This window comes from Streptomyces sp. Ncost-T10-10d, from assembly GCF_900091955.1.
In the GTDB taxonomy this organism is placed as follows: domain Bacteria; phylum Actinomycetota; class Actinomycetes; order Streptomycetales; family Streptomycetaceae; genus Streptomyces.
The window spans coordinates 27,949-52,377 of the sequence record NZ_FMDF01000084.1; the positions used below are offsets into that span (position 1 = coordinate 27,949).

The 24,429-nt window shown below is 70.0% G+C and carries 27 protein-coding genes; 9 read left to right on the forward strand and 18 right to left on the reverse strand.

The annotated features are described in order from the left end of the window. Window positions 1-11 precede the first annotated feature (11 nt). From mgt to GA0115254_RS12785, 4 genes are all read left to right on the forward strand, one after another. The gene (gene mgt, locus GA0115254_RS12770; RefSeq protein ID WP_370740863.1) at window positions 12-1,244 is read left to right on the forward strand and encodes a macrolide-inactivating glycosyltransferase; all 1,233 of its coding nucleotides are present in this window, start codon (window positions 12-14) and stop codon (window positions 1,242-1,244) included. Window positions 1,245-1,559: 315 nt separating this feature from the next. Next, a complete protein-coding gene (locus tag GA0115254_RS12775; protein ID WP_093895388.1) occupies window positions 1,560-2,762 on the forward strand; it encodes a S8 family peptidase in 1,203 nt (400 codons plus the stop codon). 122 nt (window positions 2,763-2,884) lie between these two features. Next, a complete protein-coding gene (locus tag GA0115254_RS12780) occupies window positions 2,885-3,460 on the forward strand; it encodes a DUF1697 domain-containing protein (RefSeq protein WP_256102534.1) in 576 nt (191 codons plus the stop codon). Next, window positions 3,457-3,852, forward strand: coding sequence for a nuclear transport factor 2 family protein (locus tag GA0115254_RS12785; RefSeq protein ID WP_093895389.1), 396 nt, complete (start codon window positions 3,457-3,459; stop codon window positions 3,850-3,852). Before GA0115254_RS12780 ends, GA0115254_RS12785 begins: the two co-directional genes overlap by 4 nt. Before the next feature lie 6 nt (window positions 3,853-3,858). Here GA0115254_RS12785 and GA0115254_RS12790 read toward each other — a convergent pair whose 3' ends face one another. Continuing rightward, window positions 3,859-4,644, reverse strand: coding sequence for an ABC transporter ATP-binding protein (locus GA0115254_RS12790; RefSeq protein WP_256102537.1), 786 nt, complete (start codon window positions 4,642-4,644; stop codon window positions 3,859-3,861). Between the two features lie 83 nt (window positions 4,645-4,727). Then, entirely contained in the window at window positions 4,728-5,597 is an 870-nt protein-coding gene (locus tag GA0115254_RS12795) for an aldo/keto reductase (protein ID WP_093895391.1), read from the reverse strand. A gap of 218 nt (window positions 5,598-5,815) precedes the next feature. Between GA0115254_RS12795 and GA0115254_RS12800 the strand changes: the two genes are divergently transcribed. The 3 genes from GA0115254_RS12800 (at window position 5,816) to GA0115254_RS12810 (ending at window position 8,047) form a co-directional block, all read left to right on the forward strand. Beyond that, window positions 5,816-6,400 (forward strand): TIGR03086 family metal-binding protein, encoded by a 585-nt coding sequence (locus tag GA0115254_RS12800; protein WP_093895392.1) that lies wholly within the window; start codon window positions 5,816-5,818, stop codon window positions 6,398-6,400. 68 nt (window positions 6,401-6,468) lie between these two features. Then, window positions 6,469-7,101 carry a mycothiol-dependent nitroreductase Rv2466c family protein gene (locus tag GA0115254_RS12805; RefSeq protein ID WP_093895393.1) on the forward strand — a complete coding sequence of 211 codons (633 nt, stop codon included), beginning with the start codon at window positions 6,469-6,471 and terminating at the stop codon, window positions 7,099-7,101. A gap of 43 nt (window positions 7,102-7,144) precedes the next feature. Next, window positions 7,145-8,047, forward strand: a complete 903-nt coding sequence (locus tag GA0115254_RS12810) for a fibronectin type III domain-containing protein (protein WP_093895394.1) — start codon at window positions 7,145-7,147, stop codon at window positions 8,045-8,047. Here GA0115254_RS12810 and GA0115254_RS12815 read toward each other — a convergent pair. The 14 genes from GA0115254_RS12815 to GA0115254_RS12875 all read right to left on the reverse strand — a co-directional run bounded on the left by GA0115254_RS12815 (window position 7,970) and on the right by GA0115254_RS12875 (window position 21,478). Continuing rightward, window positions 7,970-8,734 (reverse strand): sirohydrochlorin chelatase, encoded by a 765-nt coding sequence (locus GA0115254_RS12815; protein ID WP_093895395.1) that lies wholly within the window; start codon window positions 8,732-8,734, stop codon window positions 7,970-7,972. The two genes, GA0115254_RS12810 and GA0115254_RS12815, sit on opposite strands and share 78 nt — an antisense overlap. 8 nt (window positions 8,735-8,742) lie before the next feature. Continuing rightward, a complete protein-coding gene (locus tag GA0115254_RS12820) occupies window positions 8,743-9,621 on the reverse strand; it encodes an ABC transporter permease (protein ID WP_093895396.1) in 879 nt (292 codons plus the stop codon). Beyond that, window positions 9,608-10,396 carry an ABC transporter ATP-binding protein gene (locus GA0115254_RS12825; RefSeq protein ID WP_093895397.1) on the reverse strand — a complete coding sequence of 263 codons (789 nt, stop codon included), beginning with the start codon at window positions 10,394-10,396 and terminating at the stop codon, window positions 9,608-9,610. The genes GA0115254_RS12820 and GA0115254_RS12825 overlap by 14 nt, the downstream gene beginning before the upstream one ends. 42 nt (window positions 10,397-10,438) lie before the next feature. Continuing rightward, entirely contained in the window at window positions 10,439-11,554 is a 1,116-nt protein-coding gene (locus GA0115254_RS12830; RefSeq protein WP_093895398.1) for an aliphatic sulfonate ABC transporter substrate-binding protein, read from the reverse strand. Between the two features lie 245 nt (window positions 11,555-11,799). Then, on the reverse strand, window positions 11,800-13,170 hold the full coding sequence (locus GA0115254_RS12835; RefSeq protein WP_093895399.1) for a sulfate adenylyltransferase subunit 1: 1,371 nt from the start codon (window positions 13,168-13,170) through the stop codon (window positions 11,800-11,802). A gap of 1 nt (window position 13,171) precedes the next feature. After that, window positions 13,172-14,107 carry a sulfate adenylyltransferase subunit CysD gene (gene cysD / locus GA0115254_RS12840; RefSeq protein ID WP_093895400.1) on the reverse strand — a complete coding sequence of 312 codons (936 nt, stop codon included), beginning with the start codon at window positions 14,105-14,107 and terminating at the stop codon, window positions 13,172-13,174. After that, window positions 14,104-14,649: an adenylyl-sulfate kinase gene (gene cysC / locus GA0115254_RS12845; RefSeq protein WP_370740864.1), complete on the reverse strand. Its 546-nt coding sequence runs from the start codon at window positions 14,647-14,649 to the stop codon at window positions 14,104-14,106. Before cysC ends, cysD begins: the two co-directional genes overlap by 4 nt. A 23-nt stretch (window positions 14,650-14,672) precedes the next feature. Further along, the gene (locus GA0115254_RS12850; protein ID WP_093895402.1) at window positions 14,673-15,386 is read right to left on the reverse strand and encodes a phosphoadenylyl-sulfate reductase; all 714 of its coding nucleotides are present in this window, start codon (window positions 15,384-15,386) and stop codon (window positions 14,673-14,675) included. After that, window positions 15,383-15,562 carry a hypothetical protein gene (locus tag GA0115254_RS12855; protein ID WP_093895403.1) on the reverse strand — a complete coding sequence of 60 codons (180 nt, stop codon included), beginning with the start codon at window positions 15,560-15,562 and terminating at the stop codon, window positions 15,383-15,385. The genes GA0115254_RS12850 and GA0115254_RS12855 overlap by 4 nt, the downstream gene beginning before the upstream one ends. Beyond that, window positions 15,559-17,256, reverse strand: a complete 1,698-nt coding sequence (locus GA0115254_RS12860; protein WP_093895404.1) for a nitrite/sulfite reductase — start codon at window positions 17,254-17,256, stop codon at window positions 15,559-15,561. The genes GA0115254_RS12855 and GA0115254_RS12860 overlap by 4 nt, the downstream gene beginning before the upstream one ends. Window positions 17,257-17,370: 114 nt before the next feature. Further along, window positions 17,371-17,454: a putative leader peptide gene (locus GA0115254_RS47525; RefSeq protein ID WP_317864749.1), complete on the reverse strand. Its 84-nt coding sequence runs from the start codon at window positions 17,452-17,454 to the stop codon at window positions 17,371-17,373. Between the two features lie 170 nt (window positions 17,455-17,624). Beyond that, window positions 17,625-18,218: a GNAT family N-acetyltransferase gene (locus tag GA0115254_RS12865; RefSeq protein WP_093895405.1), complete on the reverse strand. Its 594-nt coding sequence runs from the start codon at window positions 18,216-18,218 to the stop codon at window positions 17,625-17,627. A 91-nt stretch (window positions 18,219-18,309) separates the two neighbouring features. After that, window positions 18,310-19,527, reverse strand: coding sequence for a helix-turn-helix domain-containing protein (locus GA0115254_RS12870; RefSeq protein ID WP_093895416.1), 1,218 nt, complete (start codon window positions 19,525-19,527; stop codon window positions 18,310-18,312). 313 nt (window positions 19,528-19,840) lie between these two features. Next, window positions 19,841-21,478, reverse strand: a complete 1,638-nt coding sequence (locus GA0115254_RS12875; protein WP_093895406.1) for an acyl-CoA dehydrogenase family protein — start codon at window positions 21,476-21,478, stop codon at window positions 19,841-19,843. A gap of 17 nt (window positions 21,479-21,495) precedes the next feature. Here GA0115254_RS12875 and GA0115254_RS12880 point away from each other — a divergent pair, with 17 nt between their 5' ends. Together GA0115254_RS12880 and GA0115254_RS12885 are read left to right on the forward strand one after the other, a co-directional pair. Beyond that, complete coding sequence (locus GA0115254_RS12880) at window positions 21,496-22,674, forward strand: YihY/virulence factor BrkB family protein (RefSeq protein WP_256102535.1); 1,179 nt, start codon at window positions 21,496-21,498, stop codon at window positions 22,672-22,674. A gap of 82 nt (window positions 22,675-22,756) precedes the next feature. After that, the gene (locus GA0115254_RS12885; protein WP_093895408.1) at window positions 22,757-23,455 is read left to right on the forward strand and encodes a helix-turn-helix domain-containing protein; all 699 of its coding nucleotides are present in this window, start codon (window positions 22,757-22,759) and stop codon (window positions 23,453-23,455) included. 23 nt (window positions 23,456-23,478) lie between these two features. On the opposite strand, the gene GA0115254_RS12890 is transcribed toward GA0115254_RS12885, so the two are convergent. Then, a complete protein-coding gene (locus GA0115254_RS12890) occupies window positions 23,479-23,922 on the reverse strand; it encodes a VOC family protein (protein WP_093895409.1) in 444 nt (147 codons plus the stop codon). A 90-nt stretch (window positions 23,923-24,012) separates the two neighbouring features. Beyond that, on the reverse strand, window positions 24,013-24,429 hold a 417-nt coding region (locus GA0115254_RS12895; protein WP_256102536.1), incomplete at its 5' end, for a 3-hydroxyacyl-CoA dehydrogenase family protein.

Sequence of the window (24,429 nt, forward strand, 5' to 3'; positions counted from 1 at the left end):
CCGAAAACCAAATGCACGAGACGTCTCGTCTCGCCTACGGTGAGGGCATGACGAATACCGAGCACGCCCATATCGCCATGTTCTCCATCGCCGCCCACGGGCACGTGAACCCGAGCCTGGAAGTCATCCGGGAGCTCGTCGCCCGTGGGCACCGCGTCAGTTACGCCATCCCGGCGTCGTTCGCCGAGAAGGTCGCAGCCACCGGCGCCGAACCGGTGCTCTACACCTCGGTGCTGCCGACCGAAGAGAACCCGGAGGCCTGGGGCACCGAACTCATCGACAACCTCGAACCCTTCCTCGACGACGCCGTCCAGGCCCTGCCTCAGCTCATCAAGGCCTTCGACGGGGACGAGCCCCACCTCGTCCTGCACGACATCACTTCCTACCCGGCGCGGGTCCTTGCCCATCGCTGGGGTGTGCCCGCCGTCTCCCTCTCGCCCAACCTGGTCGCCTGGGACGGATACGAGGAGGAGGTCGGCGAGCCGATGACCGCCGAGCTGAAGCGGTCCGAGCGCGGGCGGGCGTACTACCGACGCTTCCAGGACTGGCTCACCGAGAACGGGATCGACCAGCACCCGGACCCGTTCGTCGGCCGCCCGCCGCGGTCGGTCGTCCTGATCCCCGAGGTGCTCCAGCCGAACGCCGACCGCGTCGACCGGACGGTCCACACCTTCGTGGGTGCCTGCCAGGGTGACCGCGCGGACCAGGGGGAGTGGCAGCGCCCCGAGGGTGCCGAGAAGGTGCTGCTGGTCTCGCTCGGCTCGGCCTTCACCAACCAGCCCGGTTTCTACCGCGACTGCGTCACGGCCTTCGGCTCCCTGCCCGGCTGGCATGTCGTGCTCCAGATCGGCGCCTGGGTCGACGCCGCCGAACTCGGCGACGTACCGGCCAATGTGGAGGTGCATTCCTGGGTGCCGCAGCTCTCGGTGCTGAAGCAGGCGGACGCTTTCATCACCCATGCGGGCGCCGGGGGCAGTCAGGAGGGGCTCGCCACCGCCACCCCGATGGTCGCCGTGCCGCAGGCCGTCGACCAGTTCGGCAACGCCGACATGCTCCAGGCGCTCGGCGTCGCCCGCCATCTCCCGATGGCAGAGGTGACCCCCGAGTCGCTGCGGGCGGCCGTGCTCGGCCTGGTGGATGACCCCGAGGTGATGAAGAGGGCCGCGGCCGTGCGGGAGCGGATGGCGGGGGAGGGCGGCACGAAGCGAGCGGCCGACCTCATCGAGGCCGAGCTGCCCGCCTGACGGGCGGGGGCGGAATCAAGCCGTCTCCTCGTCCGCCCGGGTGTGCCGACGGTGGTTCGCCTTCCCTGTTGCGAAGTGCGCGGGTCGCCGCCGCGGGAGCGGCAAGCCCCGTACGTGCGACGGATGTTGCCGCGACCGCGCCCGGCGTGGTCACAGCTGGCCGGTTTCTTATTACGAAACCTTGTTGAGTAAGTCACAGCCGCATGAAGGTCTTGATCTGAGCGCGTCAATCGGCGAGGGTTTCGAGCCAACCCCCGGAGATCTTCCGGCCGGGGGTCAATCCCCCCACAAAGAATGACGAGGAGATCCCTCTTCATGGCAATTCACAAGCGCGCACGTCGGATGAAGCTGACCGCGGCGATAACCGCAGTGGCCGCAGCGGCCGGAGTCACCCTGCTGGGCACCTCCCTCGCCGGAGCGGCGCCGGCTCCCGCGACGGGAACCGTCTACGGTGCCGACGCGGCGACCGCCGTCCCGGGCAGCTATATTGTGATGCTGGATCAGAAGGCCGACAAGGCGAAGCTCGCCAAGGAGTACGGCGGCAAGCTCAAGCGTAACTACAGCTCCGCCATCAACGGCTTCTCCGCCAGCGGCCTTTCACTGGCCGAGGCCAAGCGCCTGGCGGCCGACCCGGCCGTCTCCAAGGTCGTCCAGAACAAGAAGTTCCACGTCGACGCCACCCAGGACAACCCGCCGTCCTGGGGGCTGGACCGGATCGACCAGACCGAGACCGCCGGCGACAACGCGTACACCTACCCGGACAGCGCGGGCGAGGGCGTCACCGCATACGTCATCGACACCGGCGTCCGTACCACACACAGCGAGTTCGAGGGCAGGGCCGCCTCGGGCTACGACGCCGTCGACAACGACGACAGCGCCGACGACGGCAACGGCCACGGAACCCACGTCGCGGGCACCATCGCCGGTGCGACCTACGGGGTGGCCAAGAAGGCGAAGATCGTCGCCGTCCGGGTCCTCGACGACTCCGGCTCGGGCACCACCGAGCAGGTCGTCGCGGGCATCGACTGGGTCACCGCCAACCACGAAGGCCCCTCGGTCGCCAACATGAGCCTCGGCGGCGGCGCGGACGAGGCGCTCGACGCCGCGGTCCAGAAGGCCATCGCCTCCGGAGTCACCTTCGCGGTGGCCGCCGGAAACGAGTCCACCGACGCGAGCGAGAGCTCCCCGGCCCGCGTCCCGGAGGCCATCACGGTCGCCTCGTCCACGGTGGACGACGAACAGTCGTCGTTCTCCAACTACGGCTCGATCGTGGACATCTACGCCCCCGGATCCGACATCACCTCGTCCTGGAACGACAGCGACGACGGCTCCAACACCATCTCCGGTACGTCCATGGCGACCCCGCACGTCGTCGGTGCCGCCGCCGTCTACCTCTCCGGACATCCGGACGCCACCCCGGCGGAGGTCGCCACGGCGCTGACCGAAGGCGCCACCCCCGACGCGATCTCCAACGCGACCGAGGGCACGCCGAACAAGCTGCTGAAGGTCGTTGAGTAACCGGCCTCCGCAGCCGTGACCGGGCGGTACACGCCCGACGCGACGCAATCGGCGGCCGCCGCGCCCTCCCCCACGGGGCGCGGCGGCCGCACGGCGTGGACGGATCGTCCTATGGTGTGCCCATGACGATGTACGCGGCGCTGTTGCGCGGGATCAATGTGAGCGGCCACAAGAAGGTTCCGATGGCCGAACTCCGCACGCTCCTCACCGAACTCGGCCACGGGGACGTCCGTACCCACCTGCAGAGCGGCAACGCCGTCTTCAGCAGCGCGTCGGACGACGAGAACGCACTCGCCGCCGAGTTGGAGCGGGCCATCGAAAAGCGGTTCGGCTTCCCCGTCCCCTGCCTCGTCCGGGACGGCGCCTACCTCGCGGCAGTTGCCGCGGCCTGCCCGTTCCCGGCCGCCGAACTCGAAGGCAGGCAGCTGCACATCACCTACTACGGGCAGCCGGTCGACGCCGAACGCTTCGCCGGGATCGACCCGGCGGCCTTCCTCCCCGAGGAGTTCCGGCTCGGCGACCGCGCGCTCTACCTCTACGCCCCCGACGGACTGGGCCGTTCCAGACTTGCCGAGGCACTGTCCCGGCCGTCCCTCACCAAAGGTGTCATCGCCACCTCGCGCAACTGGAACACCGTGGCCAAGCTGGTGGAGATGACCGCGCCGACGGGTACCGCGAACGACGGAGCCCGCGCATGACCGAACCGCCCCCCGGCGTGGCCGCAGCGGTGGAGGGCGAGCTCCGCCTCCTCGACCCGGTGGTACGCGCCTCCGCCGAACTCCTCTCCCAGGTGCTGCACCCCGAGTACCGCGAGATCGACTCCACAGGCCGGGTCTGGGACCGCGACACGATGATCGCCTCGCTCACCGCCGAGAACGCCCCGCGCCCCGGCCCGCTCACCGCGTCCCGGATGCACGGAGTCCAGCTGGACGACGAATTCGTCCACCTCACCTACGACACCGAGACGAAGGGGCACCTCGCCCATCGCAGTTCGCTGTGGCGGCATACAGGCGCGGGCTGGGTGCTCTACTTCCACCAGGCCACGCCGTTCAGCGACGCCGCGAACGCCGGTGCCGACGCCGACGGATGAACCCGCTCAGCGACGGGTGACGCGCTGAGCCCGCGCCGTCCACCGGCCGTCCGTACGGGAGATCCGCACCGGATGTCCGAAGCAGCCGCTCACCTGATCGGTCGTCAGTACCTCGTCGGCCGGGCCCGATGCCACACATCGGCCGCCCCGAAGCAGCATCGCATGCGTGGTCGAGGCGGGCAGTTCCTCCAGATGGTGGGTGACCAGGACCGTCGCCAGCTCCGGATGCTCCTCGCGCAGCGTGTCCAGACTGTCGAGCAACTGCTCACGGGCGGCAAGATCGAGCCCCGTGGCCGGCTCGTCGAGCAGCAGCAGCCTTGGTTGCGGCATCAGGGCGCGGGCGATCAGCGTACGGCCCCGCTCACCCTGCGAGAGTGCGGGCCAGCTCGATCGGATCCTGCCACCCATGCCGAGCATCTTCAGCAACCGCTCCGCCCGCGCCCGCTGCTCCTGGCTCGCGGACCAACGCGGCACCGGCTCGACCGAGTTGGTCAGACCCGTCAGCACCACCTGGTGCACCGACAACGGCGAACGCAGCGGATGGCGCGGATCGACATGCCCGAGCAGCGACCGCAGCTCCCGCAGATCGACCTGCCCGAGGGTGCGCCCCAGCACCTCGACCGAGCCCCTGGTGGGGTGTCTGACCGCGCCGAGCATCCCCAGCAGCGTGCTCTTGCCTGCTCCGTTCGCACCGAGCAGGGCCCAGTGCTCACCGCTGCGTACGGTCAGGGAGACCGAGTCGAGCAGGACATTGCCCTCCCGTACGAACGACACATCCTCGGCCCGGATCACCGGGACGGCGGCGGGCGAACCGGAAGCACCGGCCGGGGCGGGAACAGCGGCGCTGGTACGTGTGGTCACGTGCGGGTACTCCTTCATGCGGGTGCGAGCGCCTCCAGGCAGCTCATGTCCTCGGCGGACAGCCGGATCTCCCGCGCCCCCAGGTTCTCCGCCAGATGAACGGGCGAACCGGTGCCCGGAGTCGGGCACAGCGCAGGGGAGCGGTGCAGCAGCCAGGCGAGGGCGATCTGCCCACGGGTGGCACCGTGCCGATCGGCGACACCGGCGAGCGCCGTAGCCGCCTCGCCGGTCAGAGCACCGTTGGCCAGTGGGAACCAGGGCAGAAAAGCGAGGTGGTGGGCCTCGCACACCTTCAGTACCGCGTCCGACGAACGGTCGAGGAGATTGAAGCGGTTCTGCACCGAGGCGATCCCGGTCAGGGAGAGAGCCTGCTCCAGCTGGTCGGCGGTGAGGGTGTCCAGACCGATGTACCGGATCTTACCCTCCTGCCTCAGCGCATCCAGGGTGCCCAGCTGGTCGGCCATGGGTACGTCCGGGTCCAGCCGGTGCAACTGGTAGAGGTCGATCCGGTCGGTCCGCAGCCGTCGCAGGCTGGCCTCGCACATCCCCCGCAACTGCTCGGGACGGCCTGCGACGTGCCAGGCACTGTCACTCGTGCGCACCACACCGCCCTTGGTCGCGATCACCAGCTGCTCGCGATACGGGTGAAGGGCCTCGGCCACCAGCTCCTCGGCCAGCCCGGGGCCGTAGTTGTCGGCCGTGTCGACGAGCGTGACACCCCGCTCGACGGCCGCCCGCAGTACGGCCACGGCGTCCTGCCGCTCCCCGCGCGCCCCCCAGTATCCGGGGCCGGTCAGCTGGGCGGTGCCATAGCCGAGACGGCGTACGGGCAGCTCGCCACCGAGCAGGAAGACATCATCGAGAGGGCGTGACGTGGAAGACATAACGGGAACACTAGTGGCAATCGGTGCCACAATTTCTCGTCCTGTGCTGAGGTGTTGTCGGCCCTTCGGGCCGGCCCCTGGAGAAGCCCGAGCTGCTCGCCCCGGTCGACCCGGGTATGGCGTCGCCCTCGTCGACGCCGCCTCCTGAAGCCGCAGGTCCGGGGCGCCGTCGCTTTTCTTCAAGAACGGTGTCAGTGGCTCGTCCTAGCGTGGGGCGTATGAAGAACGAGCACGCTCATATGACCGAATGCGCTGCCGAGGCGGCCCGTATCGCCCGCTCCATCAGCGCCGAACAGCTCGACGTATCCACCACACCCTGCGGCGACTGGGACCTGCGCGGACTCATCAACCACTGGGTGCTGTACACCTCCCACGGCCTGGAGCACCGCGCCCTGCGCAAGGACCTCCCCGACGAGCTCACCACCTGTGACTTCACCGCCGACACCGACTGGGCGCAGAAGTACGTGGCGCAACTGGACCGCGCCGTCGCCGCCTGGTCGGACCCGGCGGTCTGGGAGGGCGAGATCGACCTCGGGGGTTCGACCTCCCCGGCCTCCGAGATCGCCGCGATGCTCATCGAGGAGACGGCCCTGCACACCTGGGACGTGGCCCGCGCCATCGGAGAGGAAGTCCGGCTCTCCGACGCGGCGGCCGCCTATGTCCTCGATGTCGTCGACGGTACCGCCGCGCTCTACCGGCAGTACGACGGCTTCGCCGACGAGGTGACGGTCCCTGCGTCGGCGTCGGTGTTCGAACGGGCGCTGGCCCACAGCGGCCGCGACCCGCACTGGACCGGGGCCTGAAAGTGGCCCAGTTGACCGGACGGTGAATGGCCCAGGCCGGTGAGCCAATGCCTGACTAGGCTCGGCGCATGACCACTCACCGCACCCCGGAGACGGGCAGGACCGCCGTCGATTTCTACTTCGACCCGGCCTGCCCGTTCGCCTGGATCACCTCCCGCTGGATGCTGGAGGTGGAGCAGCAGCGCGACATCGAGCTCCGCTTCCACGTCATGAGCCTCTACCTGCACAACATCGGCAATGAACTCCCCGACTGGTACCGGGAACTGGTCGACAAGTCGATCGGTCCGGTGCGGGTCGCGGTCGCGGCGGCCGCCGACCACGGTGATGCTGTGCTCCGCGATCTCTATACCGCGATGGGCAGCCGTATCCACCAGCAGAAGAACGAGGACTTCGACGAAGTGATCGCCGAATCCCTCGCGGAGCTCGGTCTGCCGGCCGAGCTGGGCGCTGCCGCGCAGTTCGAGACGTATGACGAGGCACTGCGACGCAGCCACGACGCCGGCAAGGATCCGGAGGCGGACGCCTACGTCGGTACGCCCACGATCCATGTCGACGGCTCGGTCTGGTTCGGGCCGGTCCTGCGGGCCGTACCGCGTGGCGAGGAGGCGGCGCGGGTCTTCGACAGCTTCCGGGTACTTGCCGGGAACCCGGACCTCTTCGAACTCAAGCGGACCCGCACGGGCGGCCTCGACTTCGGCTGACCGCCACCTTCTGTACGGCAAGCGCATCGAATTCAGCGACAGTGTGTTCACGCATCTGGGCGCAGCCGGACTCGAACTCGGCACCGGTACGGCCGACACCCAGGTCAGTGGCAGCATCTTCACCGACATCTCGGGCAATGGTCTGGAGATCGGCGGTGGGGACGGTCAAACCCACGCCAATAGCGTTGAAGTGACGACCAATCATTTGTATGGACTGCCCCGTGAGCACCACGGGGCGGTCGGCATCCTCAACGGCTACACCCCGCACAACACATCGCGCACAACCAGCTCGGACCATCTCGGTTGCACCGCGCGTGCCCTGCGGCTGGATGGGACGGAGGTGGCCGCGTCGACCGCATCGGCCGCCGACTACAAGCGGCTGGCCTACATCCGGATCGGCGGACTCCCCGAGGACGACGGACCTTTCACCGTCATCGTCACCGCCGCCAACGCGCAGGGCACGAGTGCCCCGTCCCTCGCCTCCGCTCCGCTCCTGCCGACGGCGGCCACGATGCCGGCCGACGCCCCCACCGGGCCGAAGCTGCGCACTGCGGCCCACGCCGCGACCGTGGCGTGGACCCCGCCCGTGAAGACGGGTGACGCCAAGGTGATCGGCTACCGGCTGACGCTCTCCGACGGCCGGACCATCGAGGTCACCGGGCGGGACGCCCTGGTCGGCCAGCCCTCGGGCAAGGGCATGTTCCGGGTGATCGGCGGGCTGACCCCCAGTACCGCCTACACCGTCACGGTTGCCGCTGTCACCGCAGCGGGGGCCGGTCCGGCAGCCACGGTCACGGCGACGACCAAGGCCGGTCAGACGGGCTCCGAGTGGGCGCCGGGTATCCCGCGGCGCCCCGCTTCGGGCCGGTCAGGCGGTGAGTGCCGCCAGGCGCGGCAGGCACGCCTCGTGATAGCGACGGAGCAGCAGCTGTGCCAACTCCGCTGAAGGGCCCAGCACTTCGGCCAGTACATCCGCCCCCGCCTCCCGGGCGCCCGCGGCGATACGGTCCGGGAGCCGGCCGGGTGCGATGACGTAAGGGGCCACCGCCACCCGCCGCACGCCTTCGGCCCGCAGGGCCTGTACCGCGTCCTCGGTGCGGGGGAACCCCGCGGGAGATGCAGCGGAGGCGAACGCAGGCCGCACGGCGCACCAACCGGTGTGCCGCAGCTCCCGCGCGATTTCAGCGATCACTGCGATCGCCTCCGGGTCCGTGGAGCCCGCCGAGGCCAGGACGAGCCCGGTCGAGCTTCGGTCACCGGGACGGATCCCGGCTTCGTGCAACCGCCGTTCCAGTGCCGCATTCAGCAAAGGTGACGGGCCGAGCACCTCGGCCTGCCGGATGCGCAGCCGAGGCAGTCCGGTCCGGGCCTCGTGCAGCACCGTGGGAATGTCGGACTTGGCGTGGAAGGCCCGGGTGAGGAGCAGGGGGAGCGCGATGACATCCCCCGCACCCTGCGCCGCCAGCCGCTCCAGCACCCGCGGCACCGACGGCGCGTTGAAATCCAGGAAACCGGTCTCCACGCGCAGCCCCGGCCGCAGCGACCGTACCCGCGCGGTGAGCGCGTGCACGGTCGCCGCGTGCCGCGGGTCGCGGCTGCCGTGGGCGATGACGAGGAGGACCGGGGCGGACATGGCGTGGCTCAGTTCTTGACGAGGAGGCCGCGGCTGCGCAGCACCCACCGCTCCAGCGGGCTGAAGATCAGCAGGTCGATCGCGATGCCGACGAACAGAATGAGGATGATGGCGAGGAAGATGCCGGGCATGTCCGCGTTGTTGCGGCCGTTCTCCAGCAACTGGCCGAGCCCCAGGCCGAGATCGGGGGAGGACGCGATGATCTCCGCGGCCATCAGTGAGCGCCAGGAGAACGCCCAGCCCTGCTTGAGACCGGCCAGATAGCCGGGCAATGCGGCCGGCAGCACGATGTGCCAGGTCCCGCGCAGCCCGGTCGCGCCGAGCGTGCGGCCCGCCCTCAGGAACAGCGGCGGCACCTGGTCGACGCCGGAGACCAGCCCGTTGGCGACCGAGGGGACGGCGCCCAGCAGGATCACGGCGTACATCATCTTGTCGTTCAGCCCGAGCCAGATCACGGCCGGTGCCACCCAGGCGACCGACGGCAGGGACTGCAACCCGGACAGGATCGGGCCGATCGCGGCCCGTACGAACCTCACCCGGGCGACCAGCAGACCCAGCGGCGTACCGATGGCCACGGCCATCAGGAAGCCGAGGAGACCGCGCGAGATGCTGGTCCAGACGACCTCCAGCAGCGTTCCCTGCAGCCACATGTCGGACGCGCTCTTCCACACCGCGGCCGGTGACGGCAGCTTGTAGTCGTCGGTGACCTGGGCCTCGACGAGCAGCTGCCAGACAATGATCACCAGCGCCACCGCGAGCACGGGCGGAAGCACCTTGCGCAGCAGCACCTCGCGCACCGGGGTGCGGCGCACCTGCACGGCGTCCAGCGCGTCGAGCCCGGCCTCCAGACCGGCCAGATCGTCGGGCTTCGTGTCAGTGCTGGCCATGACGGCGGATCTCCCCACGCAGTTGTTCGGTGATCTCGACGGACAGCTCCGCGACCGCGTTGTCCTCGATACGGCGCGGCTGCTCGATGTCGACCGTCCACTCGCGGGCGATCCTGCCGGGGCGGGACGACAGCAGGACGACGCGCTCGGCGAGCCGCACCGCTTCGCGCACATTGTGTGTGACGAAGAGGACCGAGACGTTCGTCTCGCGCCAGATCCGGGTCAGCTCGTCGTGCAGCACATCCCGGGTGATGGCATCGAGTGCGGCGAACGGCTCGTCCATCAGCAGCAGTTGACTGTCCTGGGCGAGGGCGCGGGCCATTGCCACCCGCTGCCGCATACCGCCCGAGAGTTCATGCACACGCTTCCCGTACGCCCCGCCCAGCCGTACGAGTTCCAGCAGCCGCTCCGCCTCCGTGCGGCGCTCCGACTTGGGTACGCCGCGCAGCCGCAGCGCGAGTTCGATGTTCTTGCCCGCGGTCAGCCACGGGAACAGGGCGTGCTCCTGGAACATCAGGGCCGGCCGCCCGCCGGGGGTCTCGATGGACCCCGCGGTCGGGCGGTCGAGTCCGGCCACCAGATTGAGCAGCGTCGACTTCCCGCACCCGGAGGCTCCCAGGAGGGTGACGAACTCGCCCGGCGCGACATCGAGCGTGATGTCGTCCAGGACGAGCTGCTGTCCCTCCGGTCCGCCGAAGGACTTGGAGACATGTGCGATACGGGCGGCGTGCCTGACCGCTGTACGGTCCTCGGCCTTGGTGAGAGTGGTCGCCATGGTCGTCACCTCCTGGGAATCCTGGGTTCGGGTTCGGGCGGCCTACTTGACGCCGAGACCGGCGTCGGCGACCTCGGGCTTGCCCGCGGCCTTCAGGACCTTGTTCAGCGGCTTCAGGTCGTAGATGCCGGTCAGGTCCGGCTTCTCCAGCAGACCGGCCTTCACCGCGTGCTCGGCCTCCGCGTCCAGCGTGGCGGCCAACGGGTCATCGGTGATCTGGATCGACTTCCACGCCGGGTCGAGGACCTCGGCGGGCAGCGCCTTGCCGGTCAGCTTCTCGAGCGCGGCGTTGGCGGAGGCCTTCGCCTTGTCCGGGTTGGCGTTGATCCACGCGTTGGTCTTCACCGAACCGCGCAGCACCGCCTCGACGACATCCGGGTGCTCGCTCAGGAACTTCTGCGACACGATGATGTTCGTGATCACGAACTTGTTGTCCGGCCACAGCGTCGACTCGTCGAGCAGTTCCTCGGCACCCTCGGCGACCAGCTTGGACGCGGTGGGTTCGGGGACCCAGGCGCCGTCGATGGAACCGGACTTGTAGGCGTCCGGGGTCACCTTGTTGTCCGTACGGACCACGGAGACGTCGCCCTTGCCGCTCTGGGCGTCGACCTTCCAGCCCTTCTCGGAGATCCAGTTGAGGAAGGCCACGTCCTGCGTGTTGCCGAGCTGCGGGGTGGCGATCTTCTTGCCCTTGAGGTCGTCCAGAGTCTTGATCTTCTTCGGGTTCACGACCAGCTTCACCCCGCCGGAGGCGGAGCCGCCGATGATCCGCAGGTTCTTGCCCTGGGACTTGGTGAAACCGTTGATGGAGGGCGACGGGCCGATGAAGCCGATGTCGATCGAGTCGGCGTTGAGCGCCTCGATCTCGGAAGGACCCGCGTTGAACTGCGAGGTCTTGAGCCGGGTGCCGCCGAGTTCCTTCTGGAAGAGCCCTTCCTGGTCGCCGACCAGCGCGGTGGCGTGCGTGAGGTTGGGGAAGTAGCCGATCCGTACGGTGTCCGTGGAGAGCTTCTTCGCGTCGGCGGCGACGTCCGACTTGTTGGAGTCGTCGTCCTTCGCCTCGGAGCCGTAGCCGCAGGCGGTGAGCGCCACGGCGAGCAGCGGCAGGGCGGCGGCAGCGGCGAGGCTGCGGCGGAGCGTGGTACGGGGGGCAGGCACGGGAGGTCTTCCTCTCGTTGGCCCGGTGATCGCGTCCCCCCGGAAACTACGGGGACGCGGCCGGGAAGTCGGCAGGTCTTCGTCCGAACCGGCTGTGCAGGCGGTGCGGTTGGTGCAAGCGGGCGCGCAGGCAGTGCGCGTACGTCATCGCGCACATCGTGCGACCCCGCCCTGGCCGCTGCCGAGGGCGCCGCTGCCGACGCGGCCGCCCTCCTTCGCGAAAGTGGAGTAGATGTCGATACTCATCAGAAGTTCCATCCGGCGTCGTCGGTGGCGGCGGCCTCGGCCACGGCGGCGAACGAGGCACCGGCCATGCCGGCCGTCAGCGTGGTGCCGTCCGCCGGGTCGATCAGGAGGAAGGAGCCGGTGCGCCGGGAGTCCGCGTACGCGTCGAGCGCCAGCGGCTCCGCGGTGCGGACGACGACCCGGCCGATGTCGTTGGCGACGAGCCGGCCGGGTGCCGGGTGCTGGGAGAGGTCGTCCAGCGTGAGGCGCGAGGGGATGTCCTTGACGATCGCCTTGACCGTGCGGGTGGTGTGCTTGAGCAGCACCCGCTGGCCCACAGTGAGCGGCTGGTCCGCGACATGGCAGACGGTCGCCTCGACGTCCCTCGTGACCGCCGGTGCGTCGTCGGACGGGGCGATCAGGTCGCCGCGCGAGATGTCGATGTCGTCGGCCAGCCGGATCGTCACCGACTGGGGCGCCCAGGCGACGTCGACGCTCTCGCCGAGTGCGTCGATCGCGGTGACCGTCGACGTACGGCCCGAGGGCAGGACGGTGACGGCCTCGCCGACGCGGAAGGCACCGGCCGCGATCTGGCCCGCGTAGCCCCGGTAGTCCGGGTGCTCGGCCGTCTGCGGCCGGATGACGTACTGGACGGGGAAGCGGGCGTGGCAGGCGGTGAGGTCATGGCTGACCGGCACCGTCTCCAGGTGTTCCAGGACCGTGGGGCCGCCGTACCAGTCCATGTGCGAGGACGGTTCCACGACGTTGTCACCGGCCAGCGCGGAGATCGGGATCGCGGTACACCAGTTCTCCTGGGGGTCCCCCCCAGACCCCCAGCCCGGGACGCCGAGGGATGCGGCGTACGCGGTGAACTCCTCGGCGATGGCGGCGAACACGGGCTCCGCGTAGTCGACCAGATCCATCTTGTTGACGGCCAGGACCACGTGCGGCACCCGCAGCAGCGCCGCGACGGCGGCGTGCCGGCGGGTCTGCTCGACGACGCCGTTGCGGGCGTCGACCAGGACGACGGCGAGCTCGGCCGTCGAGGCCCCCGTCACCATGTTCCGGGTGTACTGCACATGCCCCGGGGTGTCGGCCAGGATGAACCGGCGGCGCGGCGTGGCGAAGTAGCGGTAGGCGACATCGATGGTGATGCCCTGCTCGCGCTCGGCCCGCAGTCCGTCGGTCAGCAGCGCCAGGTCCGGCGCCTCCTGGCCCCGGCTGCGCGAGGCGTTCTCGACGGCCTCCAGCTGGTCGGTGAGGACCGACTTGGAGTCGTGCAGAAGACGTCCGACAAGGGTGGACTTGCCGTCGTCGACGGACCCTGCGGTGGCGAACCGCAGCAGGGTGGTGGTCGACAACTGCTCTGTGTGCTGGGTGAGTGCGGTCATCCTAGAAGTACCCCTCGCGCTTACGGTCTTCCATCGCGGCCTCGGACATCTTGTCGTCGGCACGCGTCGCGCCCCGCTCGGTGAGCCGTGAGGCGGCGATCTCGGTGATCACGGCGTCCAGCGTCGTCGCATCCGAGTCGACGGCGCCGGTGCACGACATGTCGCCGACCGTGCGGTAGCGCACCTGCCGGGTCTCGACCCGCTCGCCCTCCTTGGGGCCGCCCCAGTCGCCCGCGGTCAGCCACATGCCGGAGCGGTTGAAGACCTCGCGCTCATGGGCGAAGTAGATCTCCGGAAGCTCGATGCCCTCACGGGCGATGTACTGCCAGACGTCGAGCTCGGTCCAGTTGGAGATCGGGAAGACCCGGACGTGCTCGCCGGGGGCGTGGCGGCCGTTGTACAGCTGCCACAGCTCGGGGCGCTGGCGGCGCGGGTCCCACTGGGAGAACTCGTCGCGCAGCGAGAAGACCCGCTCCTTGGCACGCGCCTTCTCCTCGTCACGGCGCCCGCCGCCGAACACGGCGTCGAAGCGGTGCTGCTGGATCGCCTCGGTCAGCGGCACGGTCTGCAGCGGGTTGCGGGTGCCGTCCGGGCGTTCGCGGAGCTTCCCCGCGTCGATGTACTCCTGTACGGAGGCGACATGGAGCCGCAGCCCGTGCCGGGCCACCGTCCGGTCGCGGTACTCCAGCACCTCGGGGAAGTTGTGCCCGGTGTCGACGTGCAGCAGCGTGAACGGCACCGGCGCGGGCGCGAACGCCTTGAGCGCCAGGTGCAGCATCACGATGGAGTCCTTGCCGCCGGAGAACAGGATCACCGGCCGCTCGAACTCGCCCGCCACCTCGCGGAAGATGTGTACGGCCTCGGACTCCAGGGAGTCCAGGTGGCTGAGTGCGTACGGATTGTCGGTGCCTTCCGGCACAGTCGCGACGGTCGTCACGCCGCACCCCTCTCGCTCAGCAGCGCATACAGCTCCGCCGCGGACTCCTGCACGGTCTGCCGGTGCGAATCGATCCGCAGATCCGGCGACTCGGGCGCCTCGTAAGGGTCGTCGACCCCGGTGAGCCCGCTGATCTCGCCGGCCGCCTGCTTGGCGTAGAGGCCCTTCACATCGCGTACGGAGCACACCTCGACCGGAGTCGCGACATGCACCTCCAGATACGCGGTGCCCTCGGCCTGGTGCCGCTTGCGTACCGCGTCCCGGCTGTCCGCGTACGGGGCGATGACCGGGACCAGCACCTTCACGCCGTTGGCCGCCAGCAGCTCGGCGACGAAGCCGATCCGCTGGACGTTGGTGTGGCGGTCCTCGCGGGAGAAGCCGAGACCCGCGGAGAGGAACTCCCGGATCTCGTCGCCGTCGAGCACCTCCACGCGGTGGCCCTCGCCGCGCAGCCGCCCGGCGAGTTCGTACGCGATGGTGGTCTTGCCCGCGCTCGGCAGACCGGTCAGCCAGATGGTGGCTCCCGTCTCCGTCACGCTCATCGAGATCTCCTGATCAGTCGTCATCAGTCGTGCAGCCCGCACTCGGTCTTGCCCCGGCCGGCCCAGCGTCCGGCGCGTGCGTCCTCGCCCTCCAGCACTCGGCGGGTGCAGGGCGCGCAGCCCACGGAGGCGTATCCGTCCATCAGCAGCGGGTTGGTGAGAACGCCGTGCTCGGCCACGTACGCGTCGACGTCGTCCTGCGTCCAGCGGGCGATCGGTGAGATCTTCACCTTCTGCCGCTTCTCGTCCCAGCCGACGACCGGGGTGTTCGCCCGGGTGGGGGACTCGTCGCGGCGCAGCCCGGTCGCCCAGGCCGCGTACGAAGTCAGGCCCTCCTCAAGGGGCTTGACCTTCCGCAACGCGCAGCACAGGTCCGGGTCGCGGTCGTGCAGCTTCGGACCGTACTCGGCGTCCTGCTCGGCCACGGACCGGCGCGGAGTCAGCGTGATGACGTTGACGTCCATCACGGCCTCGACCGCGTCGCGGGTGCCGATCGTCTCGGGGAAGTGATAGCCGGTGTCGAGGAAGACCACGTCCACCCCCGGAAGGGCGCGCGAGGCGAGGTGGGCGACGACGGCGTCCTCCATGGACGAGGTGACGCAGAACTTCCTGCCGAAGGTGTCGGCGGCCCACTGGAGGATCTCCGGCGCGGAGGCCTCCTCCAGCTCCCGGGCCGCCCGCGCGGCCAGCTCCTTGAGCTCCTCGACGCTGCGTTCTTCGATCTGATCCCCTGTCATATCCCGTCCCGTTCGACGTCGTTACGCTGCAACCCCCGGGTCAGCAGGCCCAGGAACTTCAGCTGGAACGCGCGGTTGCAGGAGGCACATTCCCAGGCGCCGTGGCCGGTCTCGTGCGGGCGCAGGTCCTCGTCGCCGCAGTAGGGGCAGTAGAACGGGGCGGCGCGTTCGCTCATGACAGCGACTCCGCACTGGCACGCGCCGCCCAGGTCGCGAACCGCTCGCCGTCCTCGCGCTCCTCCTGGAAACGGCCCAGGACCCGCTCGACATAGTCGGGCAGTTCGGCCGAAGTGACCTTCAGACCACGGACCTTCCGGCCGAACCCGGCCTCCAGGCCCAGGGCGCCGCCCAGGTGCACCTGGTAGCCCTCGACCTGGTTGCCGTCGGCGTCCAGCACGAGCTGGCCCTTGAGGCCGATGTCCGCGGTCTGGATGCGGGCGCAGGCGTTGGGGCAGCCGTTGATGTTGATGGTGAGCGGCTCGTCGAACTCCGGCAGGCGGCGCTCCAGTTCGTCGATGAGCGAGGCGCCGCGCGCCTTCGTCTCGACGATCGCCAGCTTGCAGAACTCGATGCCGGTGCAGGCCATCGTGCCCCGCCGGAACGGCGAGGGCTTCACCTGGAAGTCGAGCGCTTCGAGGCCGGCGACCAGGGAGTCCACCTGGTCCTGCTCCACATCGAGGATGAGCATCTTCTGCTCGACGGTGGTGCGCAGCCGGTCCGAGCCGTGGGCGGCCGCCAGGTCGGCGATCTTGGCCAGGGTGGAGCCGTCCACACGGCCGACCCGGGGTGCGAATCCGAGGTAGAACCGGCCGTCCTTCTGCTGGTGGACGCCGATGTGGTCGCGCCAGCGGCCGCTGGGCTCCGCGGGCGCGGGCCCGTCGACGAGCGGACGCTTCAGGTACTCGTCCTCCAGTACCTGGCGGAACTTCGCCGGGCCCCAGTCGGCCATCAGGAACTTCAGGCGGGCGCGGGTGCGCAGTCGGCGGTACCCGTAGTCACGGAAGATGCCGACGACCCCGGCCCAGACGTCCGGCACCTCGTCGAGAGGCACCCAGGCGCCCAGCCGCTCGGCGAGGCGCGGGTTGGTGGAGAGACCGCCACCGACCCAGACGTCGAAGCCCGGGCCGTGCTCGGGGTGGACGACGCCGACGAACGCGATGTCGTTGATCTCGTGCACCACGTCCTGCACCGGCGAGCCGGAGATCGCGGTCTTGAACTTGCGCGGCAGGTTCGAGAATTCCTTGTTGCCGATGTAGCGCTCGTGGATCTCGTCGACCGCCGGCGTCCCGTCGATGATCTCGTCGGCGGCGATCCCGGCCACCGGGGAGCCGATGATCACGCGGGGGCAGTCACCGCATGCCTCGGTGGTGGAGAGCCCGACGGCCTCCAGCTTCTCCCAGATCGCCGGGACGTCCTCGATGCGGATCCAGTGCAGCTGGATGTTCTGCCGGTCGGTGATGTCCGCGGTGCCGCGCGCGTACTCCTGCGAGATCTCACCGATGACCCGCAGCTGCTCGGTGGTCAGCCGGCCTCCGTCGATCCGGACCCGCAGCATGAAGTACTTGTCGTCCAGCTCCTCCGGCTCCAGGATCGCGGTCTTGCCGCCGTCGATCCCGGGCTTGCGCTGGGTGTAGAGGCCCCACCAGCGCATGCGTCCACGGAGGTCGTTGGGGTCGATCGAGTCGAAACCGCGCTTGGAGTAGATCGTCTCAATGCGTGTCCGCACATTGAGACCGTCGTCGTCCTTCTTGAACTGCTCATTGCCGTTGAGCGGAGTGTGGTGCCCCACGGCCCACTGGCCTTCGCCACGGTGGCGTCCGGCCTTGCGGCGGGGCGTGGTGGTCGCAGACTGTTCCGGGGTAGCGGCCATGACGGTACGTCCTTCGGGACTGCAGGAGGGCGGCTCTGAACTGCACACTCGCGCTGAGGCGCGGCGGTGCGCAGGGTTTGCAGAGAAAAGGGGATCGCGGCGGTGCTGGGACTCTCAGCTCGCCGGACAGATGGCGCTGGACACGCGGCCGAGGTCGACGTGGCGTCGACTCACCAAGGCAATTCCAGTTCCAGGCATGACGGAAGCCTGTCACGCGAATCTCGGACCAGTCCACCACTATCCATGATGTGGACGGGACTGTCCCGTGATGCGAGACAGTGTGGTGCCCATCACTCGACCCGCGCAGACCGGGCCACCCGTAATGGCCGCAATCTCCCTCTCTGGCGCCGGGAGTTGCTGTCCGCGCGCTACCGCGCCGCCCCCGGCCACGGTCCCGGCGTCGCCGCCTCGGGCTCCAGCTCCACCTTCGTGTCGAACAGCTTGAAGCCGCGCCGCAGATAGTTGTCCATGGCGTGCGGGCCGTCCTTGGAGCAGGTGTGCAGCCACACCCGCTTCGTCGGTGTCCGCTCGGGCCAGCGTTCCGCCAGGTCCCAGGCGCGGGCGACGCCGTGCGAGAGCAGATGGCCGCCTATCCGGCGTCCCCGGAAAGCCGGAATCAGCCCGAAGTACATGATCTCCACCGCGCCGTCGTCCTGCGGGTCCAGCTCGATGTATCCCGCCGGGGTGCCGTTCTCGTACGCCACCCAGGTCTCCGCTCCGGGCCGGTCCAGGGCCTCCTGCCACTGCGCGTACGTCATCGTGAGCCGGTCCGTCCACTGGATGTCGCCGCCGACCGCCGTGTACAGGAACCGGCTGAACTCGGGCAGCGGGATCTCGGACCGCACGATCCGCACGTCGCCCTCCGGGACCGCGGCGGGGCGCAGATCGTCGGGGGAGGTCTGTTCCAGGGACCAGATGGTCACCTCGGCGGTGGTCGCTGCGGTGTGCGCGGGGTTGCTCATGGCTGCCAGGGAACCATGCCGTGCGGCCGGGGCCCAAGCCGGTCCCGCGGCTCGGACGGCGGGACCGCAGGCAACCGGCGCCAGAGAGGTCCTAGGACCCCTTACGTGCCCTGACCACCACCGGAGCCGTCGAGCGCGGCAGCAGATCGGCCGGATGATCCGGTTGGATCACCTCGACCTCGACCCCCTCGCCGAAGCGGTACGGGCGGTGTGCGAGCACCTCCGCGAGATGGCGGCGTATCCGCGAGATCTCCGCCCGCACCGTCACCGTGCGGGTCGCATCGCCGAAGATGTCCTCCGCCAGCTCGGATGCCGTACGCCCCTCGCGGTGCAGCGCCAGGGCGTACAGCAGCTCCGCATGGCGCGGCGAGAGCCGCTGCGTCCAGGTGCCCACCGCACTCACCCTATGGACCGTGAGCCCGCGCGGCCGGCTGAGGTCCAGCACCACCCGTCGCGGCGGCCCGTCCGAAGGCCCGTCCGTGACCTGCACCAACCAGCCGCCGGGCAGCGGCTCGACCTGGCACATACCGAGCGACGGCAGCCACACCCGGCCCGGCTGCAACGACTTCGGCAGCGGCAGCCGGTCGACCGGCGGCATCCCGGTCACCGCGGCGAGCCAGCCGTGGGTGTCCACCGCCAGGGCCCGTCCGCCCAGCCGGCACAGCAGTGGTGCCGCCACCGAACGCAGCCGGTCGATCGCCTGGAGATGGCGGTTCCTGATCTCGCTCTCGGCCAGCCTGGCCACCGAACCGACCAGGGCGAGCGAGGTCGGATGGAACGTGGACGCCGGACCGCTGATGTCGACGATGCCGATCAGCCGGCTGTCCCGCGGATCACACACCGGGGCCGCCGCGCAGGTCCAGCTGTGCAGTCTGCGCACGAAATGCTCGGTCGAATGAACCTGGACCGGTGTGCGCGAGACGAGCGCCGTACCGATCGCGTTCGTCCCCGTGCTCGCCTCCGCCCAGGCCGCGCCCTCCGCCAGACAGATGCCGTCAGCCCGGCGCAGCACCCCCGGATTGCCCTGGCGCCACAGCACCCGGCCCTCCACATCGGTGACCACCACGATCTGCTGGGCGGCATCCGCCAGGGAGACCAGGCCCTCGCTGAGCAACGGCATCACCTCGCCCAGCGTCGAGCTCCGGCGCCGGTGCTCGATCTCGTCCGTGTCCAGCAGCACGCTCTCGGTGGACTGATCCGGATCGACACCGCTGCGCAGCGCCCGGTCCCACGAGGCGCCGATCTCCGCACGCGGGGCAACCGGTGAGCGCTCGCCCACGACCTTCGCCTCCCTGGCACGGTGGATCATGCGGAGGGCCTCGACGGACCGCGGCACAGCCGATCGCGTCACCTCGGCAGCGCTTGTGTCCACTCTCGTTCCCCCAAGATGCCGGCGCCGGACAAATGGCCCCCGGGCCCATCCTGCCCGCTGCGAGGGTCCCCGCAGTGCGCACTCCACACAATGGTTGCAACCCTTTGCAACTCTGGCGAGGGAGCACAGGTCCGTACGAGAGTGACGGAACACCGCACGGCGGCGTCCGTGTCCCGCTGTCCGGTGTGCACAGCATGGAGGGTGGTGCCGTGTCGGCGCAGCACCACCCTCCGTTGCCGTATCTCTCCGGCTATCGCTCGACGGGCCGCGCCCGTTCCACGACCGATGCCAGATCGAGGCTGTGCGGCAGCGTCCCGAATGCCGTGCCCCAGTCCCCGCCCAGCCGTGACGCACAGAACGCGTCGGCGACCTCCGGCGGCGCCCAGCGCACCAGCAGCGAACCCTGCAGGACCAGAGCCATCCGCTCGACCAGCCTGCGGGCCCGCGCCTCGATCCCGTTCAGATCGGCGAGCTCCGTCAGCATGTCCTTGATCGCCGCGTCCAGCCGGTGATCGGCGCCGCGCGCCCTGCCGACCTCCTGGAGGAACGCGTTCAGTGCCAGTGGCTCGCGCTGCAGCGCCCGCAGCACATCCAGCGCCTGTACATTCCCGGAGCCCTCCCAGATCGAGTTGAGCGGCGCCTCGCGCAGCAGCCGCGGCATCCCGGACTCCTCGACGTAACCGTTGCCGCCGAGACACTCCAGCGCCTCACCCACCATCGGCGTGCACCGCTTCGTCACCCAGTACTTCGCCGTCGGCACCGCGATCCGCAGGAAGGCCCGCTCGCCCTCCGTATCGGCGTCGTACGCCGCCGCCAGCCGAAGCGCCAGCACCGTCGCGGCCTCCGACTCCAGCGCCAGATCGGCCAGCACATTGCGCATCAGCGGCTTCTCGATCAATACCTCGCCGAACACGCTGCGGTATGTGCAGTGGTGGATCGCCTGCGCCACCGCCTGCCGCATCAGCGCCGCCGAACCGACCACACAGTCCAGCCGGGTCGCCGCCACCATCTCGATGATGGTGCGCACCCCGCGCCCCTCGTCACCGACCCGGCGCGCCCACGTCCCGTCGAACTCGACCTCGCTCGACGCATTGGACCGGTTGCCCAGTTTGTCCTTCAGTCGCTGGATCGCGAACGTGTTGCGCGTGCCGTCGGGCAGCACCCGGGGCAGCAGAAAACACGTCAGGCCGGCGGGCGCCTGCGCCAGCACCAGGAAGCCGTCGGACATCGGCGCCGAACAGAACCACTTGTGCCCGGTGAGCAGATACTCGCCCTCCGCTGCCAGCGGCTCGGCCCGCGTCGTATTGGACCGAACGTCCGTGCCACCCTGCTTCTCCGTCATGCCCATCCCGAAGAGCACACCGGCCTTCTGCGCCGCGGGCCGCAGCCCTTGCTCGTACACCTTCGAGGTCAGCAGCGGCTCCCAGTCGGCGGCCAGCGCCGGATCGGTCCGCAGCGCGGGCACCGCCGCGTGCGTCATGGACAGCGGGCAGCCGTGCCCCGCCTCGGCCTGCGTCCACACCAGGAAACCGGCCGCCCGCCGCACATGGCCGCCGGGCCTGCCCCAGGCGTCGGTGAGACCCGCGCCGACCGCATGACCCAGCAGCCGGTGCCAGGCCGGATGGAACTCCACTTCGTCGATGCGATTCCCGTACCGGTCGTGGGAACGCAGCACCGGCGGATTCTCGTTCGCCTGCGCCCCCCACGCCTGCGCCTGCGCGGAGCCCGCGGATCTGCCCAGCTCGCCGAGCTCGCCCCGGGCCTCGTCGAGGAGCTCGGGCGGCAGGTGACGTCGCACCGCTTCCGTGAGCGCGCGGTCGGCGCCGAAGACGTCGTAGCCGACCAGCGGCGGTACCTGGTTGGACACTGTGTGGGTGGTGGCTGCCATGCCGATACGGTAAGGATGTGCAGGCAGCAAATGAAACACCCGAGCGGCCACCGGGTCGGCTCCACCGGGCGCGAGTCCTCTACCGCAACGTTTCCAAGCGGCAGATGGTCTGGCAGTTGCTCAAGGACACCGTCAACTCGTGCATGGAGTACCGCATTCTGGGACTCGCCGCCGAGGCGGCGTTCTTCACCCTGCTGTCCCTGCCTCCGCTGCTCCTCGGCCTGATCGGTCTGCTCGGTTACGTCGACGAGTGGACCAACACCACCACGGTCGCCTCCATCGAGCGCAACATCCTCAACGCCGCGCAGACAGTGCTCAGCGAGCGGGGTGTGAACGACTTCGCCAAACCGCTCCTGGCGGACGTCACCACCGGCGCCCGGCCCGATGTCATCTCCATCGGCTTCGCCATCGCGCTCTGGTCCGGCTCCCGCGCGGTCAATGTCTTCATCGACACGATCACGGTGATGTACGGCCTCGACGGCCAGCGCGGCATCGTCAAGACGCGGCTGCTCTCCTTCCTGCTGTACGTCGTCGCGCTGCTGCTCGGTGCCGTCGTGCTGCCGCTGCTCGTGGTCGGCCCCGACCGGGTCGTGGAGCTCATCCCGTGGGGCACCGAGGTCATAAGCGTTCTGTACTGGCCGCTGGTGATCCTGCTGTCGATCGCGTTCCTGACGACGCTCTATCACGTGTCCGTACCGGTCCGTTCACCGTGGATCGAGGATGTGCCGGGTGCGCTGGTGGCGCTCGCGATGTGGGTGCTCGGCAGCTTCCTGCTGCGGATCTACCTCACGAGTACGGTCGAGGGGCCCACGATCTACGGCTCGTTGGCGGCCCCGATCGCCGTCCTGCTGTGGATCGGTATCTCCGCGTTCGCGGTGCTGGTCGGAGCGGCGGTCAATGCCGCGATCGACCGGGTGTGGCCCTCGCTGGCGACGGCCGCGGCACGTGCGGCCAATGAGCGGGTACGAGCGGCCCAGGCCGCGGAGTTCGTCGCGCGGACGCAGGCGGAGAACCAGGACGGGGGCTGGGACGACGACGAGGACGAGGACGAGGACGAGGACGGTGACAGTTCCTATATGCCGTCCGAGTTCCCGGAGCGCTGGTCGAGGTTCCTGCCGCCGGACGATGTGAAGTCCCGGCTGCAGCCGAGCCGCGACAAGGAGTCGGACAAGCCGAACAACCCGTCCGACGACTGAGGACGCCCGCTGTCCGGCGGGTACGGCCGGTGCGGCGACCGGGCAAGCCGATCCGTTCGCCGACGGGAATAGCGTGGGGTCCATGGCCGACAGGTACGAAGAGCGGGCGTCGCGGTTCGACGGTGCGACCGTGTGGACACTGAGTGTGCCGGGGGGATCGGTCCATCCGGTGCTGCCCGACGGCTGCATGGACCTGCTCTGGATCGGCGGACGGCTGCTCGTCGCGGGCCCCGACACCCGTGCCGGGACGTCGGCCGTCGGAACCGGCGGGCAGTACACGGGCATCCGCTTCGCGCCCGGCACGGCCCCCGCGCTCCTCGGCGTACCGGCGCACGAACTGCGCGACCGCCGGGTCGACCTCGCGGACCTGTGGCCGGGCGCGCTGGTCCGCGTACTCAACGAGCGCCTCGCCGAAGCCCCCGACCCCGCCGCCGCACTGGAGACCGTCGCCCTGCGGCGGGCGGCCGACACGCCACCGCCGGACGCTGTGATGCGGTCCGTCGCCGCACAGCTCGGCGCCGGGCGGTCCGTCGCGGACACCGCGCAGACGGCCGGCCTCGGCGCCCGCCAGCTGCACCGCCGCTCACTCGCGGCCTTCGGCTACGGACCCAAGACGCTCGCCCGGGTCCTGCGGCTGCAGCGTGCGCTCACTCTCGCCCGGTCCGGAACGCCGTACGCCGAAGCGGCGGTCGAGGCGGGCTGCACCGACCAGGCCCATCTGGCGCGGGAGATGCGCGACCTGGCCGGGACCACCCTGACCGCCTACCTCACGCCCACGTAACGGGGGCCGGGCAGCACTCGGTCTCAGCCGTTGGCGGCGAACAACGACACCGCGCAGCCGTCCGGGTCGAGGACCGTCGCGTAACGCTGCCCCCACACCGCGTCCCAAGGCTTCAGATGTCCCCGGTATCCGGCGCCGGTCAGGTCGTCGTACACCGCGTCCACCTCCGCCGGGCTGTCGCAGAGGAAGGCGAGTGAGAGGCGTTCCCCGCCGCGCGGCGCGGACCAGTCGGGGTCGAACGAGCCGATGACGTCCTCGGTGTCCCACAGCAGCCGCTGCCCGCCCGGGAGCGTCACTTCGACATGTGGTGCGGATTCCGCGTCGGCGGGGATGTCGAGACCGAGCCGGCGGTAGAAGGTGAGCGATGCGGCCAGATCCGCGGTGATGATGCCGATCGCGTCCATGCGTGGAGTCATGTTCCGACCGTAGGCCGGGCCCCCGCCACGGGTCTTGTACGAAACGGACATGGTCGTGATCTTCAGATGTCTCCGAGGACGCGGGCCGCGTACGGCGGGACCCGCCGGGACTGCAAGCCCGCGGCAGGTCCCGCCGCGCCGTCACGACGACGCGGCGCCGGCCGTGCAGTCGGCGGGTGACGTCCCCGGGTCCGTCAGCGCCAGACCGAGCTGGGCGCGTTCGGTGACCCAGCGGCTCGGGCGGTGACGCGGGTCGCCCGTCGTGCGGTGCAGCGCCCGGTGCAGCTCCAGCATCCGTTCGGCGCCGATCCGGTCGCCCCAGGCCAGCGGGCCGACGGGGTAGCCGAGACCGGCCGTGACGGCCAGGTCGATATCGGCGGGGGTGGCGATGGAGCGCTCCGCGATCGATGCCGCGACCGAGACGATCGAGGCGAGCAGCCGCTGAGCGACCGAGCCCGCCGTGTCCCGTACCACCGAGACCGCGTAGGGTTCGTCGCCGTCCGCCGCCCGGGCCAGCACCGCGCGGGCGTCGCGCGCGGCGGCCGGTCCGCCGCCGGG